20 protein-coding genes are annotated in these 25,235 nt (G+C 72.7%); 11 read left to right on the plus strand and 9 right to left on the minus strand.

Features of this window, described 5'->3' with window-relative positions; translation table 11 throughout:
• Window positions 1-70: 70 nt before the first annotated feature.
• The gene (locus Actob_RS12565) at window positions 71-1,942 is read left to right on the plus strand and encodes a propionyl-CoA synthetase (RefSeq protein WP_284920322.1); all 1,872 of its coding nucleotides are present in this window, start codon (window positions 71-73) and stop codon (window positions 1,940-1,942) included.
• A gap of 710 nt (window positions 1,943-2,652) precedes the next feature.
• Here Actob_RS12565 and Actob_RS12570 read toward each other — a convergent pair.
• Entirely contained in the window at window positions 2,653-4,476 is a 1,824-nt protein-coding gene (locus Actob_RS12570) for a sulfatase-like hydrolase/transferase (RefSeq protein ID WP_328518428.1), read from the minus strand.
• 96 nt (window positions 4,477-4,572) lie between these two features.
• Here Actob_RS12570 and Actob_RS12575 point away from each other — a divergent pair, with 96 nt between their 5' ends.
• The 4 genes from Actob_RS12575 to Actob_RS12590 all read left to right on the plus strand — a co-directional run bounded on the left by Actob_RS12575 (window position 4,573) and on the right by Actob_RS12590 (window position 8,599).
• Window positions 4,573-5,241 (plus strand): hypothetical protein, encoded by a 669-nt coding sequence (locus Actob_RS12575; RefSeq protein ID WP_284920323.1) that lies wholly within the window; start codon window positions 4,573-4,575, stop codon window positions 5,239-5,241.
• A gap of 117 nt (window positions 5,242-5,358) precedes the next feature.
• A complete protein-coding gene (locus tag Actob_RS12580; protein ID WP_284920324.1) occupies window positions 5,359-6,633 on the plus strand; it encodes an NtaA/DmoA family FMN-dependent monooxygenase in 1,275 nt (424 codons plus the stop codon).
• Between the two features lie 2 nt (window positions 6,634-6,635).
• Window positions 6,636-7,724, plus strand: coding sequence for an LLM class flavin-dependent oxidoreductase (locus tag Actob_RS12585; protein ID WP_284920326.1), 1,089 nt, complete (start codon window positions 6,636-6,638; stop codon window positions 7,722-7,724).
• On the plus strand, window positions 7,721-8,599 hold the full coding sequence (locus Actob_RS12590; protein ID WP_284920327.1) for an LLM class flavin-dependent oxidoreductase: 879 nt from the start codon (window positions 7,721-7,723) through the stop codon (window positions 8,597-8,599). Before Actob_RS12585 ends, Actob_RS12590 begins: the two co-directional genes overlap by 4 nt.
• A gap of 60 nt (window positions 8,600-8,659) precedes the next feature.
• On the opposite strand, the gene Actob_RS12595 is transcribed toward Actob_RS12590, so the two are convergent.
• The gene (locus tag Actob_RS12595) at window positions 8,660-9,601 is read right to left on the minus strand and encodes an NADP-dependent oxidoreductase (RefSeq protein WP_284920328.1); all 942 of its coding nucleotides are present in this window, start codon (window positions 9,599-9,601) and stop codon (window positions 8,660-8,662) included.
• Between the two features lie 86 nt (window positions 9,602-9,687).
• Here Actob_RS12595 and Actob_RS12600 point away from each other — a divergent pair, with 86 nt between their 5' ends.
• Window positions 9,688-10,047: a winged helix-turn-helix transcriptional regulator gene (locus tag Actob_RS12600; RefSeq protein ID WP_284920330.1), complete on the plus strand. Its 360-nt coding sequence runs from the start codon at window positions 9,688-9,690 to the stop codon at window positions 10,045-10,047.
• A gap of 47 nt (window positions 10,048-10,094) precedes the next feature.
• Here Actob_RS12600 and Actob_RS12605 read toward each other — a convergent pair whose 3' ends face one another.
• Together Actob_RS12605 and Actob_RS12610 are read right to left on the minus strand one after the other, a co-directional pair.
• Complete coding sequence (locus tag Actob_RS12605; protein WP_284920332.1) at window positions 10,095-11,510, minus strand: glycoside hydrolase family 43 protein; 1,416 nt, start codon at window positions 11,508-11,510, stop codon at window positions 10,095-10,097.
• Between the two features lie 15 nt (window positions 11,511-11,525).
• Window positions 11,526-12,464, minus strand: a complete 939-nt coding sequence (locus Actob_RS12610; RefSeq protein WP_284920333.1) for an aldo/keto reductase — start codon at window positions 12,462-12,464, stop codon at window positions 11,526-11,528.
• A 78-nt stretch (window positions 12,465-12,542) separates the two neighbouring features.
• Between Actob_RS12610 and Actob_RS12615 the strand changes: the two genes are divergently transcribed.
• The 4 genes from Actob_RS12615 (at window position 12,543) to Actob_RS12630 (ending at window position 16,169) form a co-directional block, all read left to right on the plus strand.
• Window positions 12,543-13,427 carry a LysR family transcriptional regulator gene (locus Actob_RS12615; protein ID WP_284920334.1) on the plus strand — a complete coding sequence of 295 codons (885 nt, stop codon included), beginning with the start codon at window positions 12,543-12,545 and terminating at the stop codon, window positions 13,425-13,427.
• A 113-nt stretch (window positions 13,428-13,540) separates the two neighbouring features.
• Complete coding sequence (locus Actob_RS12620; RefSeq protein WP_284920335.1) at window positions 13,541-14,389, plus strand: ABC transporter permease; 849 nt, start codon at window positions 13,541-13,543, stop codon at window positions 14,387-14,389.
• 12 nt (window positions 14,390-14,401) lie between these two features.
• Entirely contained in the window at window positions 14,402-15,421 is a 1,020-nt protein-coding gene (locus tag Actob_RS12625; protein WP_284920336.1) for a taurine ABC transporter substrate-binding protein, read from the plus strand.
• Window positions 15,408-16,169, plus strand: coding sequence for an ABC transporter ATP-binding protein (locus Actob_RS12630; RefSeq protein WP_284920337.1), 762 nt, complete (start codon window positions 15,408-15,410; stop codon window positions 16,167-16,169). The genes Actob_RS12625 and Actob_RS12630 overlap by 14 nt, the downstream gene beginning before the upstream one ends.
• A gap of 262 nt (window positions 16,170-16,431) precedes the next feature.
• On the opposite strand, the gene Actob_RS12635 is transcribed toward Actob_RS12630, so the two are convergent.
• The 4 genes from Actob_RS12635 to Actob_RS12650 form a co-directional block, all read right to left on the minus strand.
• Window positions 16,432-18,717, minus strand: a complete 2,286-nt coding sequence (locus tag Actob_RS12635) for a putative bifunctional diguanylate cyclase/phosphodiesterase (RefSeq protein ID WP_284920338.1) — start codon at window positions 18,715-18,717, stop codon at window positions 16,432-16,434.
• Between the two features lie 144 nt (window positions 18,718-18,861).
• A complete protein-coding gene (locus Actob_RS12640) occupies window positions 18,862-20,541 on the minus strand; it encodes a glycoside hydrolase family 13 protein (protein WP_284920339.1) in 1,680 nt (559 codons plus the stop codon).
• A gap of 82 nt (window positions 20,542-20,623) precedes the next feature.
• Window positions 20,624-21,616, minus strand: a complete 993-nt coding sequence (locus tag Actob_RS12645) for a LacI family DNA-binding transcriptional regulator (protein WP_284920340.1) — start codon at window positions 21,614-21,616, stop codon at window positions 20,624-20,626.
• Between the two features lie 110 nt (window positions 21,617-21,726).
• Window positions 21,727-23,625, minus strand: a complete 1,899-nt coding sequence (locus Actob_RS12650) for a glycoside hydrolase family 15 protein (RefSeq protein ID WP_284920341.1) — start codon at window positions 23,623-23,625, stop codon at window positions 21,727-21,729.
• 108 nt (window positions 23,626-23,733) lie between these two features.
• Here Actob_RS12650 and Actob_RS12655 point away from each other — a divergent pair, with 108 nt between their 5' ends.
• Complete coding sequence (locus Actob_RS12655; RefSeq protein ID WP_284920342.1) at window positions 23,734-23,907, plus strand: CsbD family protein; 174 nt, start codon at window positions 23,734-23,736, stop codon at window positions 23,905-23,907.
• Window positions 23,908-23,973: 66 nt separating this feature from the next.
• Here Actob_RS12655 and Actob_RS12660 read toward each other — a convergent pair whose 3' ends face one another.
• A complete protein-coding gene (locus Actob_RS12660; protein WP_284920343.1) occupies window positions 23,974-25,209 on the minus strand; it encodes a sulfite oxidase in 1,236 nt (411 codons plus the stop codon).
• Window positions 25,210-25,235: the final 26 nt, after the last annotated feature.

Below are 25,235 nucleotides of genomic sequence, written 5' to 3' on the forward strand. Positions count from 1 at the left end.
CGGATGTGCCGGAACTTCCGGGGAGTGAACGGGGGTGGACAAGCGGAGACGGCGGCGGCAGCGTCAGATCATGGCTGACTACCGGCAGACCTACCAGCGCAGCATCAGCGACCCCGACGGCTTCTGGCGGGAGGCCGCGGCCGCGATCTCCTGGCACGTCGCGCCGACGCGGATCCTCGACGACAGTGAGGCGCCGATCTTCCGGTGGTTTCCCGACGCGGAGCTGAACACCTGCTACAACGCGCTGGACCGGCACGTCGAGGAGGGGCACGGCGAGCGGGCCGCGCTGGTCTACGACAGTCCGGTGACCGGGGTGACCAGGACGTACTCGTATCGGCGGCTGCGCGACGAGGTGGCGGTGTTCGCCGGGGCGCTGCGGCGGCTCGGGGTGGGGCGCGGGGACCGCGTGGTGATCTACATGGCGATGGTGCCGGAGACGGTGATCGCCATGCTGGCCTGCGCCCGGCTCGGCGCGGTGCACTCGGTGGTCTTCGGCGGGTTCGGGGCGCGGGAACTGGCGGCCCGCATCGACGACGCCAGGCCGAAAGTGATCGTCGCGACCTCGTGCGGGGTGGAGGGCGGCCGGGTGGTGCCGTACCAGCCGATGCTGGACGCGGCGCTGCGGCAGGCGGCGCACCGGCCGGACCGCTGCGTGATCCTGCAACGCCCCGAGCAACCCCTCGGGATGCTCGGCGAGCGCGACCTGACCTGGGCGGAAGCGGTCGCCGATGTGGAACCGGCGGAGTGCGTGGCGGTGCGAGCGACCGACCCGCTGTACATTTTGTACACGTCGGGGACGACCGGCCGGCCGAAGGGCGTGGTCCGGGACAACGGCGGGCACGCTGTCGCGCTGCGCTGGTCGATGGAGCACATCTTCGGGGTACGCCCAGGCGAGGTGTTCTGGGCGGCGTCCGACGTCGGATGGGTGGTCGGGCACTCGTACATCGTGTACGCGCCGCTGCTGACCGGCGCGACCACGATCCTCTACGAGGGCAAGCCGGTCGGCACCCCGGACGCCGGGGCGTTCTGGCGGGTGGCCGCGCAACACCGGGTGACCAGCATGTTCACCGCGCCGACAGCACTGCGCGCGATCCGCAAGGAGGATCCGGAGGGCAAACACCTCTTCGGGTACGACCTGAGCGCCCTGCGCCTGCTCTTCCTCGCCGGGGAGCGGCTGGACCCGCAGACCTACCGGTGGGCGGGTGACCTGCTCGGCGTGCCGGTGATCGACAACTGGTGGCAGACCGAGACCGGCTGGCCGATCGCGGCGAGTCCACGGGGGATCGAGGAGTTGCCGACCAAGCCGGGCTCGCCCTCGCTGCCGATGCCCGGTTACCGCGTGCGGGTCGTCGACGAGTCCGGTAATGATCTGCCGCCGGGCGCTGAGGGGGCGATCGTCATCGGTCTGCCGCTGCCGCCCGGTTGCCTACCGACGCTGTGGCAGGACGACGAGCGGTACGTGCGGTCGTACCTCACCGCGTTCCAGGGCAACTATCTGACCGGCGACGGCGGGCGCTTCGACGAGGACGGCTACCTGTACGTGCTGGGCCGCACCGACGACGTGATCAACGTGGCCGGGCACCGCCTGTCCACCGGTGCGATGGAGGAGGTGCTGGCCGGGCATCCGGCGGTCGCCGAGTGCGCGGTGATCGGCGTGCACGACGAGCTGAAGGGTCAGGCGCCCCGGGCGTTCGTGGTGCTCAAGGCCGGCGCCGAGGCGAACGGCGTGGCGGCCGAACTGATCGCCCGGGTCCGTGACCAGATCGGCCCGGTCGCCGCGCTGCGCCGCGTCGACGTGGTCGCCGCACTCCCCAAGACCCGGTCCGGCAAGATCCTCCGAGGCACCATGCGCGGGATCGCCGACACGGGCGATGCCCCGGTCCCGTCCACGATCGAGGATCCGGCGGTCCTCGACGCCCTACGCCCCGTCCTCCACCCCTGACCGAGCCGGCCCCGTCCGTCCCGCCGACGCGGCGCGGGTCCCGTCCGTCCCGCCGACACGGTGCGAGTTCCGTCTGTCCCGGCGAGGCGGTGCGCTCGCCCTGCCGGGCTGGTGCTCACGGTGGTTTCCGGTGCGCGGAGACCACCGTGAGCACCAGCCGCGGGGTGCGGTGCTTGGCGGGAGCTGGGCTGCGGGGGTGAGTTGCGGACCGGCTCGCGGTGCTGGCCAGCTTGCGTGCCGGCCGGGTGGTGGCCGACGGCCCGGACAGCGGGGGTTGGCGGTCCTGGCACCAGTGGGGCGCACGGTGAGGTGGTGGGAGATCGGCGGGTGGTGAGCACCAGCCGGGGGGCGGGGCTGAGGTGCTCGGGGGTCGGCGGGTCGTGAGTACCGGCCGGGGCGCGGGCTGAGGTGCTTGGGGCCGGCGGGTGGTGAGCACCGGTCGGGGGCGGGGTTGAGGTGTTGGGTTTGGCGGTCGTGGCCACCCACGGGCGTCGCCCTTGCGGGCTGAGCGTCCTGGACGCGCAGCGGCCAGCTCAGCCCGCAAGGGTCCCTGGCGGGAGCGACGATCGGTGATCAGCGCGAATCCGAGTCATCAAGCATTTGATCTTGATGGGTCACCGGGAGCCTTCGCCCAGCGGATGGTCACCGCCTTCGCTCAAGAGATGGTCGCCGGCTTCGCTCAAAAGTTGGTCGCCGGCTTCGGGGGATGGTCAGTGGGAGCCTTCGCTCATGGCGGTCAGGAATCGGTCGCGGAAGGTGTTCATCGGCCAGACCGGGGCGTCGGTGGCCGGTTTGATGCCGTCGGTCCAGTTCCACGACGCGATCCGGTCGATGACCGCCGGATCCTTCGCGACGATCGTGATGGGCACGTCGTGGCTGGCGTTGTCGCCGGTCACCACCGGGGACGGCTGGTGGTCGCCGAGGAAGACCATGACCAGGTTGTCGTTGCCGTACTTGGTGATCCAGTCGACGAGGGTGGTGACCGTGTACTGGATCGACTTGCCGTACTCCTTGCGGACCTTGGCGGAGGCGGTCCAGATCTCGGCCTTCGTCGGCTGGTTGGCGACGATGCCGTTGTAGACGGAGCCGTCGCCGACCTGGTCCCAGTCGAGGAACTCGGGGATCGGCGCCCACGGGGTGTGGCTGGAGACCAGCGGCATCTCGACGAAGAGCGGCTTGCGGCCGGCCTTGGTGTACTCCACCTCGGAGAACTTCTTGAGCGTGTACTGGTCGGGCATCGGCGCCCAGCTGAACTTGGGGCCGGTGTAACCGAGGTTGCGGGAGTCCCAGACCCGGTTGAAGCCGTAGAAGTTGCCCTCCGGCCAGGCCCGGGTGGCGCCGGGCATGACGCTGACGGTGTCCCAGCCGGCCGACCGGAACAGGCTGGGCAGGGTGAGCCGGGTGCTGGCGGTCAGGTTGCGGTACCGGCTCTGGTTGTTGATCCACAGGCCGGACATGGTGGTGGAGTGGGCCAGCCAGCTGCCGCCGCCGAAGGTGGGTGAGGTGAGCCAGCCGCTGCGGGAGGTGAAGCCGGCCGCCTTGAGCTTGGCGGTGCCGGCCTGCAGGACCGGGTCGACGCCGGGGGCCAGGTTGGGTGCCTCGACGGCGTTGCGGCCGTAGCTCTCGACGAAGGTGAGCATGACGTCCTTGCCGGTCAGGCCGGTGAGGAGCTGGGTCGGCGGGACGTTCTGGAAGGCGTCGACCTTGACCTCGCGGGCGAACGCGGCCTCGTTCCTGATGCCGTCGCGGGCCTGGCTGGCGCGGTCCCACGCGTAGCTGAGCGTGGTGCGCGCGGCGAGCGGGACGTGCGGCAGCACGGTGGGGATGCCGAACGCCAGGGACAGCGCCCAGGCGGTCGCGATGCCGCCGGCGGTGAACGCGGACTTGCGCCGGTCCTCGCCGAGCAGGGTGGTGACCCGCAGCGTCGCCCAGGTGGTGATGCCGAGCACCACGGTGACCAGCAGGACGATCGCGGCGACCGCGCCGAACGCGCCGGCCGGTCCGTAGGACTCGTGCACGAAGTCGTAGGCGTCGTCGAAGAGCACCCAGTCCAGCACCGGGTCGAACGGCCGGTTCAACACCTGGAAGAAGCCCATGTCCAGGCACTTCTCCAGGACCACCCAGCCGAGCACGACGCCGCCGAGCGCGGCGGTGACCCGCCGGGGGCGGCGGGGGAGCGCGATCAGGACGGCGATGCCGATCGCCGCCTCGACCGGGATCCGGGTGAAGCTGCCCGGGGTGAGGCGCTTGAGCACGTTCGGATAGAGCAGGGCGGCGAAGACGATCAGGCAGGCCAGCACGGTGAGGCCGCGGCTGATCCAGCGGTGCCGGAGAAATCTTCGTACGCGGCCGGGCTGCTTCGGTCCGGGAGCGTCGAGCCGCTCGGCCGCCGGGTCCGCGGTGTTCTCGGTGATCCCGGTGTCCGGGGCGTCGGTGGTGCCCTCCGTGATCTCCGGGGTCGGGCTCTGCTCGTCCGAGACCTCCGTGATCTCCGGTTCCGGGCTCTGCTCGTCGGCGAGGTCAGTTTGTGGCACGTCTGAGGGAACGCATGCCCGGCGCGGATGGTTCAACATCGTGACCGTCCCGTACGGTGTTGATCGTTTTAGCAGGTCAGCACAGGGGTGAGCAGGTTGACAGACCGGACGACTCTCGTCATTCCCGCCGAGCGGGTCGGTGATCTGGACATTCCGCCCGTGGCGCTGGACACCGGCGCCGCGGATCCGGAGTGGGTGGACTGGCCGCTGGATCGGTGGGGGCGGCGTACTCCGGCACTGCGCCTGCCGATGAGCCCGCGGGCGGCCCGGCGGGCCCGCTGGCGGATCCGGATCCAGCCGTACGTCGCGGCCGTCCAGTGGCTCGGCCTGGCCGGACTGATGGTGCTGCTGTTCTGGGCGCCCCGGGGCTGGGATGCGCTCCGGTTCGCCTCGGTCGGTGTCTCGATGCTGGCGGTCTGGCTGCAGCCCGGCCCCGGGGTGCTGCCGCAGATGCCGTGCCCGCAGCGGGGTGGTGGGTTGCGGCTCAACCACGTTCCGGCCGACGTGGTCGAGCGCTGGCGCGCCGCCAACCCGGGGCTGACCGATACGCGTGAGCCCGCGCCCCGCTGGTACTCCCGGCGTTTCTATGCCCTGACCGGTTCCGGGCTGATCCTGGCGTCGATCCTGCTCGGCGTGCTGCTGACGCACGACGGCCGCGCGACACCGGTCTGGCTGGCCACGATGGTGCTGTTGCTGTTCCCCGCCGGGATTGCGGTGGCAATGAAGGTGCTGCCGCCCGGCTACATCCGCTTCGACCGTTCCTGATCGCGGCGGAGAACAGCAGCGGCGCCTCGGGCACCCACGGACCGGAACCGGGTCGCTCGACCCCTTGCCAAATACCTATCGAGCCGATAGGAAAAGAGGGCAGGAGGGAGGCCGACCGTGCCGAAGCAGATCATCCTGGCCGCGCACTTCCCCGGGGTGAACAACACGACGGTGTGGAGCGACCCGGCCGCGGGCAGTCAGATCGCGTTCGCGTCGTTCGAGCATCTGGCCCGGACCGCCGAGCGGGGCAGATTCGACTTCTTCTTCCTGGCGGAGGGGCTGCGGCTGCGCGAGCAGCGCGGCCGGATCCACGACCTGGACGTGGTCGGCCGGCCGGACACGCTGACCGTGCTCGCCGCGCTGGCCGCGGTCACCGAGCACCTCGGGCTGGCCGGGACGCTGAACGCCACCTTCCACGAGCCGTACGAGCTGGCCCGCCAGCTGGCCACCCTCGATCACCTCTCCGGCGGCCGGGCCGCGTGGAACGTGGTGACCTCGCACGGCGCGTTCTTCGGCGAGAACTTCCGGCGCGGCGGCTTCCTCGACCACGCCGACCGGTACCGCCGGGCCGGCGAGTTCATCGAGGCGGCCCGCACGCTGTGGGACGCGGACGGCGGGGACTTCGCGGTCAGCAGCTCGCAGTTCGGCATCCGGGGGCGGTTCGGGGCGCCGCGCAGCCCGCAGGGCCACCCGGTGATCATTCAGGCCGGTGACTCGGCGGAGGGCCGGGAGACGGCCGCCCGCTACGCCGACGCGGTCTTCTCCCGGCACCATCGGCTCACCGACGCGCGGCGGTTCTACCGCGACGTCAAGGACCGGCTGGTCCGTTACGGGCGTGCGGAGCACCAGCTCAAGATCATCCCGGGGGTGTCCTACGTCCTCGGCGACACCGACGCCGACGCGCAGGAGCGGGCCCACCACATCCGGCGCCAGCAGGTCAGCCCGCAGACCGCGATCCTGCTGCTGGAGCAGCTGTGGAACCGGGACCTGTCCGGCTACGACCCGGACGGCCCGCTCCCGGAGATCGACCCGCTGCTCGACGAGGACGACACGATCAGCAAGGGCCGGGCCGGGATGTACCCGGACCGGCTGCGGACCGCCGCCGAGTGGCGGGCCCTGGCGGAGGCGAAGCGGCTGTCGATCCGGGACCTGATCATCGAGGTGACCGGCCGGCAGAACTTCATCGGCACCCCGGATCGGGTCGCCGCCGAGCTGAACGAGTACGTGCAGAGCGACGCCTGTGACGGCTTCATCCTGGTACCGCACCTGACCCCGACCGGCCTGGACGACTTCGTCGACCGGGTGGTGCCACTGCTGCAGGAGCGGGGCGTGCTGCGTACCGCCTACACGACCACGACGTTGCGGGGCCACCTCGGCCTCGGTGGGGACTGACCATGGGCGTACCGCTCTCTGTTCTCGATCTCGCGCCGCTGGTCGCGGGCGGCGACACCGGTGACGCCCTGCGGCGCACCCTGGACCTGGCCCGGCGGGCCGAACAGTTCGGCTACCACCGCTACTGGGTGGCCGAGCACCACTTCACGCCCGGTGTGGCGTCGGCGCAGCCGGCGCTGCTGCTCGGCCAGATCGCCGCGGTCACCGAGCGCATCCGGCTCGGCTCCGGGGCGGTGCAGACCGGACATCAGACGGCGTTGTCCATCGTGGAGCAGTTCGGGCTGCTGGACGCGTTGTATCCGGGGCGGTTCGACCTGGGGCTCGGCCGATCCGGCCAGGCCCGATCCGAGCGGGCCGAGGTGGCGACGGCCGGCGAGCGGGAGGTCGACGGGCTGCTCATCCCGCGGCACTTCTCCTGGGCGCCGATCCTCGCCTCCGAGCGCAGCGCCCTGGCCGCCCGGCTGCTCCAGCAGCCGGGCGCGGAGTCGCCGCCGCTCGGCGAGGTCCTCGACCAGATCGAGACGCTGCTGGCCGGGCCGTACCGGGACGGCAGGGGCAACGAGGTGACGGCGGTACCGGGGGCCGGCGCCGACCTGCGGCTCTGGTTGCTGGGCAGCAGTGGTGGGGAGAGCGCGCGCACGGCGGGGGCACGGGGCCTGCCGTTCGTCGCGAACTACCACGTGGCGCCGGCCACGGTGCTCGACGCCGTGGCGGCGTTCCGGTCGGCCGGCGGGACGTACCTGATGGTCTCGGCCGACGTGGTGGTCGCCGAGGACGACGAGACGGCCCGGCGGCTGGCGCTGCCCTACGCCCTGTGGGTGCACAGCATCCGCACCGGCCGGGGCGCGATCCCGTTCCCGAGCATCGAGCAGGCGCTCGCCCACGAGTGGACCGACGCCGACCGGCCCCTGGTCGCCGACCGGGTGGACACCCAGTTCGTCGGCTCGCCGGCCACCGTCGCCGAGCGGCTGCGGACCCTGCGCAGGGTGACCGGCGCCGACGAGCTGCTGATCACCACGATCACCCACCGGCACACCGACCGGGTCCGCTCGTTCGAACTGCTCGCCAAGGAATGGGGCTCGCTGCGATGACGATCCTGCTGGCGGTGGCCCTGGACGGCGACTCGTTCGCGGCCCGGGACTGGATCCAGGCGGTGCGGCACGCCGACGACGCCCGGATCGACCTGCTCACCTTCGACGACGACTTCGGCCGGTACGGACCGGACGCGGTGCTCACCGCGGCCCGGGTCGCGCCGCTGACCCGGCACGTCGGGCTGGTCCCGGTCGCCACCACCACGCACACCGAGCCGTTTCACCTGTCCACCGCGCTGGCCACGCTCGACCACGTCAGCCACGGCCGGGCCGGCTGGCAGGTGCGGGTGTCGGCCGACCCGGCCGAGGCGGCGCTGCTCGGGCGGCGGGCGCCGCTGGACCGCGACGAGCTGTTCGCCGAGGCCGCCGACGTGGTCGAGGTGGTCCGGCGGCTCTGGGACAGCTGGCAGGACGACGCGATCATCAAGGACGTCGCCACCGGCCGGTTCATCGACCGGGACCGGCTGCACCACGTCGACTTCGCCGGCCGGTACTTCTCGGTGAAGGGGCCGTCGACGGTGCCGCGCCCGCCGCAGGGCCGGCCGGTGCTGGCGGTGGCCGAGGGCGAGGCGCCGGACGCGGCGGCCGATGTGCTGTTCGTTCCCGCCGAGCGGGCCGAGGCGCGAGCCGGCCGGAAGGTTTTCGCGGACCTGACGGTCCGTGCGGGCCGGCATCGGGACGCCATGGTCCGGATCCTGGCCGCCGCGCAGCGCGGGGTGGACGGGGTGCGGTTGCGCGGCGACCTGCTCACGGTGATCCGCGAGCTGGTGCCGGAGCTGCGCTGGCGGGGCCTGTTCCGGCCGTCCGGGGCCGGCACGCTGCGCGACCGGCTCGGCCTGCCGGTCGCCGTCAACCGCTACCGGACCGCGGGCTAGCGATCGGTCCGCCCCGGCTTCCGGCCGCCGCTTTCCGGTACGCCCACCCGGCGAGCCGACTCAGATCTCCAGGACCAGCTTGCCCCGGGTCCGCCCGGTGGCCAGCCGGCGGTGCGCCTCGCCGGCCTCGGCCAGCGGCAACACCCCGGCGACCTCGACGTGCACCCGCCCGGCGTCGATCAGCGCGGCGATCTCGGCCAGCGCCGGCCCGTCCGGCTCGACCAGGAATCCGATGGCCCGTGCCCCGGCCCGCTCGGCGGCCTGCGACACCGCGGCGGAGACCCCGGACGGTACGGCGATCAGCAGCCCGCCCGGCGCCAGGGCGGCCACCGAGCGCACCCCGGTGTCCTCGTCGCCGACCAGGTCGAGGACCACGTCGACGTCCTTGGCCACCTCCTCGAACCGGGTGGTGGTGTAGTCGATCAGCTCGTCCGCGCCGAGCGAGCGCAGCCAGTCGTGCTTCTCGGCGCGCGCGGTGCCGATCACCCGCGCCCCGAGGTGCTTGGCGAACTGCACGGCGAAGTGCCCGACCCCGCCGGCCGCCGCGTGCACCAGAACCCGCTGGCCGGCGGTGATCGTGGTGGCCGCGGTCAGCGCCTGCCAGGCGGTCAGCGCGGCCAGGGGCACCGCGGCGGCCGCGGCGTGCCCGATGCTGGCCGGTTTGCGGGCGAACTGCCGGGACGGCGCGGTCACGAACTCCGCGTAGCCACCGGCCTGCCGGGGGAACCAGGGCATCCCGTAGACCTCGTCGCCGACGGCGAGGGTGTGCACGCCGAAGCCGACCTTCTCCACCACCCCGGAGACGTCCCAGCCGAGGATGAACGGCGGCTCCCCGAGCACCCCGGCCATCCCGGCGCCGGCCCGGGTCTTGTGGTCGACCGGGTTGACCCCGGCCGCGATCACCCGCACCCGCACCTCGGTGGGCAGCGGCTCGGGGATCGGCACCTCGGCGATCCGGAGCACCTCGGGCCCACCGAACTCCTGCTGTGTCACTGCTCGCATGTTGTCTCGCACGTCGCCGAAGCTATCCCGGCGACGGTAGTTACCCGCAAGGGAGGCTACTATCCTTTGGTAACCAAGGAGGTCGGATGACTGTCACCTGCGCCACCGGCGAGCACGACAAGCACGACGTCTTCGCCGCGCTGTGTCCCTGCCGCGGCCTGCTCGACCTGATCGCCAACAAGTGGACCACCCTGGCGGTCGGTGCGCTCGAGTCCGGGCCGCTGCGCTTCGGCGCCCTGCAGCGGCACCTGGAGGGCATCAGCCCGAAGGTGCTGACCCAGACCCTGCGCCGGATGGAGGACGCCGGCCTGCTGACCCGCACGGTCTACCCGGCGGTGCCGCTGCATGTGGAATACGAGCTGACCGCCGTCGGCCGCAGCCTGACCGTCCCGTTGCGCGGGCTGCGCGAGTGGGCCGAGCATCACCTCCACGAGCTGACCGTCTGAAAGCGGATTTTGGTACGGCGGGCAGCGTCGCGCCGGGTGGCGCTCGTTCAGCCCTCGCCGCGGTAGGTGAACGAGACCAGGCGTGTCTCGGACGTCCCCAGCGTCCCGATGCCCAGCATCCGCCCGGTGAAGCCGCCGGCCACCTCGGTGGACAGGTAGCGGCCGTCGAGCCGGGCCAGCTCGGTGCCGGCCGCCGACAGGACGATGTCGTCGGGGCCGGACGCCGAGGCGCTGTCGTCGCCGGCCGGGGCCACCGCGGAGATCCGCAGCGGGCCGGCCGGGGCGGTGCCGACCACCTGTTCCAGGTCCCCGATCCGGGCGATCGCGGTGGCCACGCCGTCCGACACGTGCAGGGCGTACCAGTGGCGGTGGTCCAGGCGCAGCACGAGACGCCCGGGACCGGCGAAGGTGGCGGTGGCGGTCCAGGACCGGTCGGTGACGCGTACGCAAAGAAGATCGGCGGACCGCAACAGCGCGCCGCCCTCCGGATGCGGCGCGGCGATCGCGGCCGGGTCCGCGCCTGGCGCCACCCAGCGCGAGTCGAACACGCCGTCGGTCACGCCGAACGAGTGGTCGGCCGGACCGCCCGGCCGGGAGACGGTGGTCAGCGCCGGCCAGCCGTCCGCCCAGTCGACCCGGGCCAGGAACGTCTCCCGGCCCAGCACGTGGAAGTGCGGCGTCGTGCCGCGCGGCCGGACCCCGAGGTGCACCGCCCACCAGCCGCCGTCGGCGGCCTGGACCAGGTCGGCGTGCCCGGTGTTCTGCACCGGGTGCCCGGTGCTGCGGTGACTCAGGATCGGGTTGGCCGGGCAGGCGGTGAACGGTCCGGCCGGGCCCGGGCCGCGGGCGATGGTGACCGCGTGGCCGCGTTCGGTGCCGCCCTCGGCCAGCATCAGGTACCAGGTGCCGTCGATCAGGTAGAGGTGCGGGCCCTCGGGGTGGGCCAGGCCGGTGCCCTGCCACACCGGGTAGTGCTCGCTGAGCTCGGCGCCGGTCGCCGGTGAGATCCGCACCTGGGTGATGCCGGCCGGCGCCCGCATCCCGTAACTGGCGTAGGTCAGGTAGCAGTCGCCGGCCTCGTCCCAGGCCAGATCCGGGTCGATGCCCAGCGCGCCGGGCACGTACACCGGGTCGCTCCACGGGCCGGCCGGGTTGGTGGCGTGCACGATGAGCTGCCCGGACATCATCCGGCTGGTGTTCGTGGTGACCATCCAGAAGCGGCCGTCGTGGTACCGCAGGGTGGGTGCGAAGATGCCCCGGGACGGGGTCAGCTCGTCCGGGTCGAGCTGCTCGGGGCGGGTCAGGATGTGCCCGATCCGCCGCCACGACGTCAGGTCCCGGCTGTGGAACAGCGGCACGCCGGGGACGTATTCGAACGACGAGGTCGCCAGGTAGTAGTCGTCGCCGACCCGGCACACGGTCGGGTCGGGGTGGAAGCCGGCGATGATCGGATCGAAGGACATGCCTCCGATCATGGATCAGGTGGATCGGGAGGTTCCATAGGCGGCGAACGAGCGGCGGTCGCCGTGCCATGCCAGCCCGTCGAGAAAGGCCAGGTCGGCGGGGCGCAGCACCAGCTCGGCGGCGGCCGCGTTCGCGGCGATCCGGGACGGGTCGCGGGTCCCGGGGATCGGGACGACGTCGTCGCCCTGGGCCAGTAGCCAGGCGAGGGCCAGTTGACCGGGGCTCACGCCGTACGCCGAAGCGGTGGACCGCAACGCCTCGACGACGGTGAGATTGGCCGCCAGCGTCTCCCCGGCGAACCTGGGGTCGCCGGCCCGGAAGTCGCCGGGCTCGAACGGCCCGGCGGGCAGCGCACCGGTCAGCAGTCCGCGGCCGAGCGGGCTGTAGGCGACGATCGCGGCACCGCCGGCCCGGGCCGCCGGGATGATGTCCCGCTCCGGCTCCCGCCAGGCGAGGGACCACTCCAGCTGGACCGCGGCGATCGGATGCACCGCGGCGGCCCGCGCGAAGGAGGCCGGATCGACCTCGGAGAGCCCGAGCCGGCCGACCTTGCCGGCGGCGACCAGGGCGGCCATCGCCCCGACGGTGTCCTCGATCGGCACCGTGGGATCGATCCGATGCAGGTAGTAGAGGTCGATCACGTCGACGCCGAGCCGCCGCAGGGAGGCGTCGCAGTAGTCGCGGACCCGGTCCGGGTGGGCGTCCAGGCGCACCCCGTCCGGGCCGCGGACGATGCCGAACTTGGTGGCCAGCACGGCCTCGCCGCGGCGACCGGCGATGGCGCGACCGACCAGCCGCTCGTTGTGGCCGGCGCCGTAGCTCATGGCGGTGTCCAGCAGAGTGACGCCGTGGTCCAGCGCCGCCCGTATCGTGAGGATCGACTGCTCGTCGTCGGCCGGGCCGTACGCCTGGGAGAACCCCATGCAGCCCAGCCCGATGCGCGTGGTGAACATGCGTCCAGCCTGATCCCGCCGGATTGATATGTCCAAGACACATGCACGATGGCATTCATCGTGCGGCACGATGAACCGGTGGAGCTTCGACAACTCAGCTACGTGGAGGCGGTCGCCCGGTACGGCGGGTTCACCAGGGCCGCCGAGCGGCTGCACGTCGCCCAGTCGGCGGTCTCCGCGCAGGTCCGCGCCCTGGAGACGGAGCTGGGCGTGACGCTGTTCGCGCGCACCACGCGCCGGGTCGCGCTGACCCCGGCGGGGGAGATGTTCGTGGCGCGGGCCCGCCGGGTGCTCGCCGAGCTGGACGGCGCCCGGCTGGAGATGGGCGAGATCACCACGGTGGTCACCGGGCGGGTCAGCGTCGGGGCCACCGCCGTGCTCGGGCCGTACGACCTGGCGCGCGCCCTGGCCCGGTTCCACGACCGGTTCCCCGGCATCGCGCTGCGGCTGCGGTCCGGGCTGATCACCGGGCTGCTCGGTGCGCTCGACGGCGGCGAGGTGGACCTGGTGATCGGCCCGGTGCACGCCGACCTGCCGGCCCGGTTCGAGGCGCTGCCGCTGGTCGAGGAGCAGCTGGTGCTCGCGCTGCCGGTCGGGCATCCGCTGAGCGGGACCGGGCGGCTCACCCTCGGCGAGTTCCGCGACGAGGCGTTCGTCTGCCTGCCGGAGGGCAGCGGACTGCGCTGGATCCTGGACGACGCGGCCCGGACCGCCGGGTTCACGCCGCGGGTGCAGTTCGAGACGCACAGCCCGCAGAGCATCCGGGAGCTGGTCGCGGCGGGTCTCGGGGTGGCGCTGCTGGCCCGCTCGGTGGCGGAGGGACCGGACGGGCCGGCGATCACCGTACGGCAGCTGCACGCGGCACCGGCCCACCCGCCGATCGGCCTGATCCATCATCGGGACCGGCCGCTCACCTCGGCCGTCCAAGCCTGCCGGCACGTGCTGACCGCCGACCCGCGGTGAGCCCGGCGGCCTGATTCCAGGGGGCGGGACGACGGCACCCCGGTATTGCCATTAACTCCATCGGCACGATAGGAATACTGGGCATTGCCCGGTACCTCTGCCTGGAGTTCCCCGTGACCACCTTGCTCGCCCCGGCCGCCGCGCCGGAGAGCGCCGCCACGCCGGCGCTCGCGCCCGGCGGTGGGTTGCGCCGCCGCATCGCCCTGCGGTTGCTGGCGCTGCTCGCACTCGGCGTGCTCTGGGAGATCACCGCGCGCTCGGTCGGCAACCCGGCCTTCATCCCGTCGCCCGGCGCGGTCTGGCGGCAGCTCGTCCTCACCTCGACCACCCACGACGGCGTCCGCGGCTACAGCGGCCATCTGCTCGTCGAGCACCTCGGCGTCAGCCTGCGGCGGATCGTGATCGGCTCGGCCATCGGCGTGGCCGGCGGCCTGATCGCCGGCGTGCTGCTCGGCACCGTCGCCTGGCTGCGGGTGATCGCCGAGCCGGTGGTCACCTTCGTCCGGGCGCTGCCCCCGCTGGCCTACTTCAGCCTGTTCATCATCTGGTTCGGCATCGACGAGACGCCGAAGCTGTGGCTGCTCTCGATCGCCGCGCTGCCGCCGGTCGCGGTGGCCACCGCCGCCGCCGTGCACGGCGCGCCGGCCGGGCTGGTCGAGGCGGCCCGGGCGCTCGGCGCCGGGCGCTGGCGGACGATCCGGGACGTGGTGCTGCCCAGCGCGCTGCCGGAGATCTTCACCGGGATCCGGCTGGCGGTCGGCGTCGCGTACTCGTCGGTGGTGGCCGCCGAGACGATCAACGGGGTGCCCGGGATCGGCGGCATGATCCGCGACGCGCAGCGCTACTCGCAGACCGACGTGGTGGTGCTCGGCCTGTTCGCCATCGGCCTCTCCGGCCTGCTCATCGACGCCCTGTTGCGGATCGCCGCGGACAAGCTGATCCCGTGGCGCGGCATTAGTTGAAGGAAACGATCAATGAAGAGAATTCTCGCCGTCGTCAGCATGTTTCTGCTCGCCGCCTGCGGTAACGGCGCGGCCGCCGGGGGCGGCGACGCCTCGCGCAAGTCGATCCGGATCGCCTACCAGGCCTTCCCCAGCGGCGACCTGATCGTCAAGAACCAGGGGCTGCTGGAGAAGGCGCTGCCCGACTACAAGATCACCTGGACCAAGTTCGACTCCGGGGCGTCGATCAACACGGCCTTCGTGGCGAAGAGCCTGGACATCGCGGCCATCGGGTCCAGCCCCGTCGCGCGCGGGCTGTCGGCGCCGCTGAACATCCCCTACCAGGTCGCCTTCGTGCTGGACGTCGCCGGCGACAACGAGGCACTGGTCGCCCGCGACGGCAGCGGCATCACCGGCGTCGCCGGTCTCAAGGGCAAGAAGGTGGCCACCTCGTTCGCGTCCACCTCGCACTACAGCCTGCTGGCCGCGCTCGACCAGGCCGGCGTCAAGGAGTCCGAGGTCGACATCGTGGACCTGGAGCCGCAGGACATCCAGGCCGCGTGGGCCCGTGGTGACCTGGACGCGGCGTACACCTGGCTGCCGGTCCTCGACGAGATCGAGAAGACCGGCAAGGTGCTGATCAGCAGCCGCCAGCTGGCCACGGCCGGCAAGCCCACCCTCGACCTGGGCGTGGTCGCCACCCCGTTCGCGCAGGCGCACCCGGAGGCGGTCGACGCCTGGCGCAAGGCCGAGGCGCAGGCCCTGGACCTGATCGCGAACGACCCGGCGGCCGCGTCCCGGGCGGTCGGCGCCGAGCTCAACCTCCCGGCCGGCGACGCGCTCCACCAGCTCAAGCAGGGCGTCTTCCTGAAGCCGGCGGACCTCTCGTCGCCGGAGTGGCTGGGCACCGAGGGCAGCGTCGGCAAGCTCGCCGACAACCTGGTCAGCGCCGCCGAGTTCCTCGAGGCGCAGCAGAAGATCGACGCCGTGCCGGCCCTCGCCGACGTGCGGAAGGCGATCTACGTCAAGGGCCTGCCCGGTGTCCTCGGCTGAACCCGCTGTCGTGCTCGACGCGGTGACCCGCTCCTACGGCGACGTCACCGCTGTCGGGCCGGTCGGCCTGACCGTGCCGGCCGGCGAGTTCCTGGTGCTGGTCGGCGCGTCCGGCTGCGGCAAGAGCACGCTGTTGCGCCTGGTCGCCGGCTTCGAGCAGCCGACCACCGGCACGGTCCGCACGGCGGGCGCGGCGCCGGTGCCGGGACGCGGGGCGGGCCTGGTCTTCCAGCAGCCGCGCCTGTTCCCGTGGAAGACGGTCGGCGGCAACATCGCGCTCGCGCTGCGCTACGCCGGGCAGCCGGCCACCCCGGCCCGGGTGGACGAGCTGCTGGCCCGGGTCGGCCTGCACGACGTCGCGCGGCGGCGCACCTGGCAGATCTCCGGTGGCCAGCAGCAGCGGGTGGCGATCGCCCGGGCGCTCGCCGTCGAGAATCCGTTGCTGCTGCTGGACGAGCCGTTCGCGGCCCTGGACGCGCTCACCCGGGAACGGCTGCAGGACGACCTGCGCCAGGTCAGCACGGCCGCCGGGCGTACCTGCGTGTTCGTCACGCACAGCGTCGACGAGGCGGTCTTCCTCGGCAGCCGGGTCGTGGTGCTCACCCCGCGTCCCGGCCGGATCGCCCTGGACCTGCCGATCGACCTGCCCCGCACCGGCGTCCCGGCCGGCGAGCTGCGCGGCTCACCGGAGTTCGCCGCGCTGCGCGCCGAGGTCGGCCACGCGATCCGGGACCGCGCCCCCGCCTGACACCCCTTTCCGGTACGCCCGGAGCCCCGTCCCGCCCGCGGCTGGTCCCCACGGTGGTCTCGGCGGCGTGGAGACCACCGTGGTGACCAGCCCTGGGCCGGGTGTGGCCGTGCGTTTCGGCTGGCTGGTCGTGAGGGTGGTGTCGGGGGCGTGGAGACCACCGTGAGGGCCAGCCGGGGGCGGGCGCGGCTGGGCCGGGGGCGGGGGCGGCCTCGCGGCGGGCTCGGGCGGGACGGTGCTGCGGGCGTACCGTAAAGGTCTTTCAGTCGGGGACCGCGGCGGATTCCAAGGCCTTGTCGATCAGGGCGGCGGGGCCCGGCTTGGCGAAGAAGTAGCCCTGGGCGTAGCGGTACCCGAGGGCCTCCAGGCGAGCGGCCTGGGCCTGGGTCTCCACGCCCTCGGCTACCGCGCGCAGGCCCAGGGTGGCCGCGATGGTGCTCAGCGAGGTGGCGATCGCCTCCTGCTCGGCGGTGCCGTTGAGCTCGTCGATGAACGACTTGTCCACCTTGAGGGTGGTGACCGGGCAGGTGCGCAGCAGGGTGAGCGACGACTGGCCGGTGCCGAAGTCGTCCAGGGCCACCCCGACCCCGAGGTCGCGCAGTTCGTGGACGGTGCTCAGGGCGGCGCCGCCACCGAAGACCGACGTCTCGGTGATCTCCAGAGTGATCTTGTCGGGGTCCAGGCCGTAGCGGGCGATGGTCGAGGCGACCTGGTCCGGCAGGTCCGGGTCGAGCAGCTGCCGGGCCGAGACGTTGATGTTGACCCGGGGCGCGTCCTTGCCGTGCCGCAGCTGCCAGCGCGACGCGTCGGCGCAGGCCGTCTCGATCACCCAGAGGCCGAGGTCGAGGATCAGCCCGGTCTGCTCGGCGACCGGGATGAACTCGGCCGGCGACACCGGGTCGCCGCCCGCGGGATGCCAGCGGACCAGCGCCTCGACCCCGGTGATCCGGCCGCCGGGCAGTTCCACGATCGGCTGGTAGACCAGGCGGAACTCGCCCATGTCCAGGCCCCGGCGCAGCGCCGCGGCCAGGTCGGCGTCGTGCTGCGCGGTGCTGTCCAGCTCGGCGGTGTGCTCGGCGTACCGGTTCGCGCCGGCCCGCTTGGCCGCCTTGAGCGCCAGCTCGGCGCGGCGCAGCAGGTCGGGCAGCGCCTCGTCGCGGCCGGCCGCCACCCCGACGGTCGCGGTGACCAGCAGGTCGTGGCCGTCCACCCGCAGCGGCATGCGGAACGCCCGGATCAGGCGCTCGCCCAGGTGCTCCTGGTCGCCGTCGATCAGCACGCCGAACTCGTCGCCGAGCAGCCGGGCCACGAACGCGTCCGGGCCGAACGTCTCGGTGAGCCGGGTCGCCGCGGCGCGCAGCAACTCGTCGCCGCGCTCGTCGCCGAGCCGGTCGTTGAGGGTGCCGAAACCGTCCAGGTCGCAGACGGCGACAACGGCCGGCGCGGTGCGGGCCTGCAGGGTGGCGGCGAACATCCGGCGGTTCGGCAGGCCGGTCAGGTCGTCGTGGTTGGCCTGCTCCTCGAGCCGGTCCAGCAGGTCGGTGTTGTCGGAGAGGGCGGCGAGCTGGCGGATCACCACCAGGGTGATCAGCACGACCGAGCCGCCGGCCAGGCCGGGCGGCAGGTAACCCAGGTGCAGGGTGACGGTGACCAGCATGCCCACGGTGATCGCGACGGCGGCGTACGGCACCACGCTGATCCGGCGCCACCGGCGTACCCAGCGGGCGCTGACCGCGCGGGGCGGCCGGCCGGCGTAGCGGACCTGCGAGCGGGCGGCCAGCGCGAACAGCACCCCGAGCGGCTGCATCGCCATCGCGGTGACGCTCAGGTGCGGGTGGTCCTCGACGACCGGGTAGATCAGCCAGCAGGCCGGGGCGAGCAGGCCCAGCGGGGCCAGGTACCAGAGCGCCGGGCCGTGCACCGGGCCGGCGCCGGTGATCCCGACCCGGACCACGGCGACCACCGCGGTGATCGCGGTGACCAGCACGATCAGCATCAGGCCGGCGGCCAGCCCGGGTGTCGGATGCCCGCCGGGGCCGTCCGGGCCGCCCGGCAGCGGCACCGGGAAGCTCCACAGGAAGTGGGTGGTGACCAGCGCGGCGGCCACCCCGACCACGGCGATGTCCAGGTACATGGCGAGGCTGGCCCGCCACGAGCGGGGCGGGTGCGGCAGGCGCACCATCGCGTACGCGATACCGGCCACCGAGCCCAGGTAGCAGGTCGCGCTGACCGCGTTCATCGAGGTGGGGTGCCCGGCCAGGGCGGTGGCCAGCCCGTGACCGACGGTGCCCAGGGTGAGCAGGCCGACGGCGGCGGCGAGGCGCTGCCAGAACCGGCGGGCCATCCCCTCGCCGGCCGACGCGGCGGCGACCAGGGCGGCGTAGCCGGCGGTGCCGGCCGCGGCGATCCCGGCCGGCCAGAGCAACCAGGCCGGTGGCGCGTCACCGAGCAGGCCGGCCACCCCGAGCAGGACGCTCAGCACCGCCCAGACGACCGCCAGGATCAGCACGCGCCCGGCAGTACGCGCCGTTCCGTCCACCGATCGCATGCTCCACCGCCTTCAGGTCATGTGCCTGATCGGTGGGCGCGAGCGTGAGCTGAGAGAAAGTGCGGGCGTGACACGTGCCCCCCGGTCCGTGTCACGCCCGCATCGCCCGCCCACCCGCACCGTCCGCGGGTGGGAGGGATGGATCTAGCTCGGGATCGACCACCAGACGGTGGTGTCCGGCGGCAGCACGACCTCGTCCGGGCCGCCCTCGACCGGGCCGCTGGCCAGCAGCAGCTCGCCGGGCCGGCCGACGGCGACCGGCTGGTCGCTCATGTTGACGGTGCAGCGGAACACCGGCGCGCCCTCGACCACCCGGTCGAACGCCAGCACCCCGGCGGGCGCCGTCACCCAGCGCAGGTTGTCGATCGGCTGGAGCGCCGGGTGGCCGCGGCGCACCGCCAGCGCCTTGCGGTACAGCTCCAGCGTCGAGTCGGGGACGTCGGCCTGCGCGGCCACGCTGAGCTTCGCCCACGACGCGGGCTGCGGGAGCCAGCTGGCGCCGCCCTCCGGGCCGAAGCCGTACGGCGCCACGTCACCACTCCACGGGATCGGCACCCGGCAGCCGTCGCGGTACCCGTCCTGCCCGGTCGCCCGGTGGAACGCCGGGTCCTGACGTACCTCCGGCGGCAGGTCCAGGACCTCCGGCAGGCCCAGCTCCTCGCCCTGGTAGAGATAGGCCGAACCGGGCAGCGCCAGCATCAGCGCGCTGGCCGCCCGGGCCCGGCGCAGCCCGGCCGCCTCGTCGACGGCGACCGCCTTGCGGCCGGCCACCTCGCCCTCGGCGGTCTGCATCAGCCGGGTGGTGTGCCGGACCACGTCGTGGTTGGAGAGCGTCCAGGTGGTCGGCGCGCCGACAGCGCTCATCGCCTCGAGGGAGGCGTCGATGATCTGACGCTGCTCGTGCGTGTTCCACGCGGTGCCCAGGTAGCTGAAGTTGAACGCCTGGTGCAGCTCGTCGTCGCGGACGTAGTTGGCGACCCGGGCCAGGTTCGGCGCCCAGGCCTCGGCCACCGCGATCCGCTCACCGGGGTACTCGTCGAGGATCTGCCGCCACGAGCGGTAGATCTCGTGCACGCCGTCCCGGTCGAAGCACGGGCTCTCGCCGACGCCGAGCAGGTGCCACTCGGCGTCCGCGCCGACGTCCGGCAGGCCGGCCTCCTTGACCATGCCGTGCGCCACGTCCACCCGGAAGCCGTCGACGCCCAGGTCGAGCCAGAACCGCAGGATGGTCTTGAACTCGTCACGGACCGCCGGGTGGTCCCAGTTGAAGTCGGGCTGCTCGGGGGCGAACAGGTGCAGGTACCACTCGCCGTCGGCGACCCGGGTCCAGGCCGGTCCGCCGAAGATGGACGGCCAGTCGTTCGGCGGCAGCTCGCCGTTCTCGCCCTTGCCGGGGCGGAAGTGGTAGCGCTCGCGGAACAGCGAACCGGGGCCCTCGGCGATCGCCTTCTGAAACCACTCGTGCTGGTCGGAGGAGTGGTTGGGTACCAGGTCGACGATCACGCGCAGGCCGAGCGCGTGCGCCCCGGTGATCAGCTCGGAGGCGTCCGCGACGGTGCCGAAGATCGGGTCGACGGTCCGGTAGTCCGAGACGTCGTAACCCGCATCCGCCTGCGGCGACGCGTAGAACGGGGAGAGCCAGACCGCATCCACGCCGAGATCTTTGAGGTACGGCAGACGGCTGCTGATGCCCGGCAGGTCACCGATGCCGTCACCGTTGGAGTCGGCGAAGCTGCGCGGGTAGATCTGGTAGATGACCGCGTTGCGCCACCAGGAAGCCGGCGGCGCCTCGACGGTGGGCGGTGCGACCAATTGATCTGTCATGGCGAGGAACGGTAGCAGGCAACTAACACGTGTTACATAGCCCGGCGGATGATTTCTTTCAGCAAGTTCTTGCAGCGTTGGCTTATGCCGGATTTGTCGCTGACTCCCGCACGATCAACGAGGTGCCGAGCATCTGGTGCGGGTGCTGGTCCTCGCCGCGGATGGCGGAGATCAGGAAGTCGGCGGCCATCCGCCCCTTGGTCACGATCGGCTGCCGGACCGTGGTCAGCCGGGGGCGGAACCAGGCGGACTCGGCCAGGTCGTCGAAACCGGTCACCGAGACCTCGCCGGGGACGTCGACGCCGAGGTCCCGCAGGGCGTCGACCGCCCCGTAGGCGAGGATGTCGGAGAGCGCCAGGATCGCGGTGGGCGGCGGCTCCGGGCCGGACATCAGGGTTTTCGTCGCCTTGTAGCCGTCGGCCCGGGTCACTGGCGCCTCGGCCAGCCGCACGTCGTCGAGGGTCATCCCCACCTCGGCGAGCGCGTCGGTGATCCCGGCCAGCCGCCGGGCCAGGGGTCCCCGATGCCCGGCGTCGGCCGCCGGCCGCGGCCCGATGGACAGCACCGCGAGCCGCCGGTGCCCGAGTTCCAGCAGGTAGCGCGCCACGTCCCGGGCCCCGCCCCGGTCGTCCACCTCGACGTGCGGGGCGCCCTCGTGCCGGTCCGAGTCGATCAGCACGAACGGGATGCCGCGCCGATCCAGTTCGGCCACCTCGCCGCGGTCGATCTCCAGCCCGCAGACCACGAACCCGTCCACCGCCGCGTACGGGATCGCCTTGAGCACCGAGTCCTGCAGCGGCGGCGTCAGCAGCAGGGTGTAACCCTCCCGGTCGCACACCTGCCCGGTGCCCATCAGGAACCGCGCGTAGTACGGGTTCTCCAGGATCTGGGCGAGACCCTGCGGCAGCAGCACCCCGATCGAGTTGGTGGTGCCGGCCTGCAGCATCCGGCCCAGGGTGTTCGGCGTGTACCCGAGCTGGTCGGCGACCGCGAGGATCCGCTCCCGGGTGGCCGTCGAGATCCGCTGCGGGTTGTTGAAGGCGAACGACACCGCGGAACGCGACACACCGGCCATTTTGGCCACGTCGGTTGAGGTCGGCTTGCCGCTTTTGAAAGTTTTTGCAGAGGCGCTGCTCGGCTTCCTCGACGGCATGCACGCTCCCTGGTCTGAGCGCTCACCATAACTCAGGCGGGTGCGGCGTCCCCGAGGCGTGCGGCGGGCAGCACCGTGTGCCGCCGGGCGGCGGCGCGCGGGAACCGGTCCAGCTGCCGGTCCAGGGTGACGGCGGCGTCGATCAGCGACAGGTGGGTGAACGCCTGCGGGAAGTTGCCGAGCTGCTCACCGGTCAGCCCGATCTCCTCGGAGTAGAGACCGAGGTGGTTGGCGTAGGTGAGCATCTTCTCGAAGGTGACCCGGGCCTTGTCCAGCTGACCGGCGCCGGCCAGCGCGGTGACGTAGGCGAACGTGCACAGCGAGAAGGTGCCCTCCGCGCCGCGCAGGCCGTCCGGGGAGGCGGCCGGGTCGTACCGGTAGACCAGGCTGTCGGTGACCAGCTCGTCCTCCATCGCCCGCAGCGTCGACAGCCAGCGGGGGTCGTGCGGGGTGATGAACCCGACCGTCGGCATCCGCAGCAGCGACGAGTCCAGCACGTTGGTGTCGTAGTGCTGCCGGAACGCCTGCCGGGCCGGGCTCCAGCCGCGCTCCATGATCTCGTCGTAGATCGCGTCGCGCTGCCGCCGCCACTCGTCCAGCGGCGCCGGACGGCCGTGCTCGGCGGCCATCCGCAGCCCGCGGTCCAGGGCCACCCAGCACATCAGCCGCCCGTACGTGAAGTCCTGCCGCCCGCCGCGGGTCTCCCAGATCCCCTCGTCCGGCTGCGACCAGTTGCGCGACACCCAGTCGAGCATGTCCCGGATCGCCAGCCAGCCCTCGTGCCCGGGCGCCAGGCCGTTGCGCTGTGCCACGTAGATGCTGTCCATCGCCTCGCCGTAGATGTCCAGCTGCAACTGCCCGGCCGCGCCGTTGCCGATCCGGACCGGGCTCGAGCCGCGGTAGCCGGACCAGTGTGGCAGCAGCTCCTCGACCAGGTCGCTCGACCCGTCGACCCGGTACATGATGTTGAGCGGGCCGTGGTCGCCCTTCTCGTCGCGCTCGTGCACCCGGTCGCGCAGCCACCTGCCGAGCGCCGCCGCCTCGTCGGTGAAGCCGAGGGAGAGCAGCGAGTACACCGAGAACGAGGCGTCGCGTACCCAGGTGTAGCGGTAGTCCCAGTTGCGCTCGCCGCCGACCTGCTCGGGCAGTGCCGCGGTCGGCGCGGCCACCAGGCCACCGGTCGGCGCGTAGGTCATCAGCTTGATGGTGATCGCCGCCCGGTGCACCATCTCCCGCCAGCGGCCCTGGTACGTGCAGCCGCCCAGCCAGGACTCCCAGAAATCCACCGTCTGGTCGAGCAGCCGCAGCGCCTCGGCCAGCGGGAACTGGGTCAGCTGGCCGGCCGGCCCGGTCTCCAGCACCAGGCCGCGTCGCTGGCCGGCGCGCAGCCGCAGCTCGGCCCGCACGTCACCGTCGGCGTCCACCCACGACCGGCCGGGCTCCTCGAACGGCTCGCGGATCAGGCGTACGGTAAGCGCCTCCCGATCGGTCTCGAAGAGCACCGCCTGATCGCTCGCCCGGGTCCGGAACGGGTCGCGCCCATACCCGAACCGCGGCGCGATGTGCACCGCGAAGGCCATCTCCCCGCGCACGCAGCGGATCAGCCGGACCAGCCGGTGCCGGTCGGTCGCCGTGGTGCTGTCCGAGATCGGCATGAAGTCGACGATCTCGCCGACCCCGGTGTCGGTCATGAATCGGGTGACCAGCACCGCGCTGTCCGGCAGGTAGAGCTGCTTGGCGGTGAACGTGGGCGCGGCCGGGCGGGTGGTGAGGTGGCCGCCGCGCTCGGAGTCCAGCAGCGCCCCGAAGACGCTGGGCGAGTCGAAGCGCGGCGCGCAGAACCAGTCGACGGTGCCGTCGGTGGCGACCAGCGCAGCGGTCTGCAGGTCACCGATCAGCCCGTGGTCGGCGATGAGCGGGAAGTCCGGCATGAGGCCAGCATCCGGCGCGGCGACCGATCCGGCCTCATGCGTTACGGATGAGCCGGGGGCGGGTATCACCAGGACGAGACAGAGACCAGTAGCCCCCGGAGGTGTGCGATGGCTTTCGACGACAAGGTCGACAACAAGGCCGAGGAGATCGGCGGCAAGGTCAAGGAAGGCGTCGGCAAGGCCACCGACGACGAGCAGCTCGAGGCCGAGGGCAAGGCCGACCAGGCCGGCTCGAACCTCAAGCAGGCCGGCGAGAAGATCAAGGACGCCTTCAAGTCCTGAGTGAGACGTGCGAGTACCGAGTGAGACGGGCGCGGGCCGGGGCACAAGCCCCGGCCCGCGCCCGCTTCAGGCGGCGCTGACCGGCACTCGCACCACGGCGTCGAACAGGTAGCCCAGCGTGTTGTAGCGGGCCACCTCGGGCTGGGTGGTGTCGTGCACGTCGGTGGCCCGGGCCAGCAGTTCGTGGGCGCCGGCGGCGGGCCGCCAGTCCAGCTCCCAGCGCTGCCAGGCGCCCTCCCGCGACGGCCCGATGAACCGGGCGCGCCGCCAGGTGGCGCCGCCGTCAGTGCTCACCTCGACCTTGCGGATCGGCCCACCGGCCGACCAGGACCGGCCGGTCAGCGTCGTCCGGCGGCCGGCCGCGAACGTGGTCCCCGCCTCCAGCTCGAACGCGCTCTTGATCACCTGCCGGTCGAACGGCTGCCCCTCGGCGGGGAATTCCGGACCGAACAACCGGTACCACTGGGTGTTCCACGGAGAGAAGAGCGGTTCGGCGGACACCTCGATCCGCCCGACCCACTTGATGCTGGCGATGCCCACCCAGTGCGGGACGATCACCCGGACCGGGTAGCCGTGGTCGGCGGGCAGCGGCTCGCCGTTCATCTCGTAGGCCAGCAGGACGTCGTCGAAGGCCTTGGCGATCGGGAAAGGGCGGCGGACCGGGCCCAGGTCCACGCCGCCGGTGACGTAGTCCGGGTCCAGGCCGCTCGGCTGCACGTCGACAGCGTCGCGGCGGATCCCGGCGCGGCGCAGCACTGTGGACAGGCGGACGCCGCGCCAGCGGGCCACGCCGACGGCGCCGAGGCCCCAGGCCGTACCGGAAACGGTCTGGCCTTGCTGCGAGCTGTAGTAGCCGCGGCCGTTGCCGGCGCACTCGACGGTGACCGTGTGGGTTTCCGCCGGCAGGCGGCGCAGGTCGCGCAGGGTGAAGTGGGCGGCGGCGCCGCGCAGGCCGGAGCCGGCGACCTCGAGGCTCCAGGTCGCGGCGTCGATGATCGGCGTGCTGGTGTGGTTGCGCACGAAGAAGCGGTCGATCGGGACGAGGTAGCCCTGATCCCTCAGCGCCGACCACCTCGTCTCCGCGTTGGTGCCGAGGATCCGGAACAGCTCCGGCGGCAGCGGCTTGACGATCGGCGACCCGGCGGCCGTGGCCGGGCTCGGCGGCAGGCCGGCGGTACCCGCGGCACCCGCCGCGCCGACGGCCGCGGCCAGGGCGAACAGGTCGCGGCGGGAGAATCCCCGGGCCCGGCCGGCCAGCCAGTCGCGCAGTCGGGCCTCGTCGTACGCAGCCTCATCGATCATGGGGGGCATCCTATCGAGCCGATGGG

The sequence above is a fragment of the Actinoplanes oblitus genome (genome assembly GCF_030252345.1).
Lineage (GTDB): Bacteria > Actinomycetota > Actinomycetes > Mycobacteriales > Micromonosporaceae > Actinoplanes > Actinoplanes oblitus.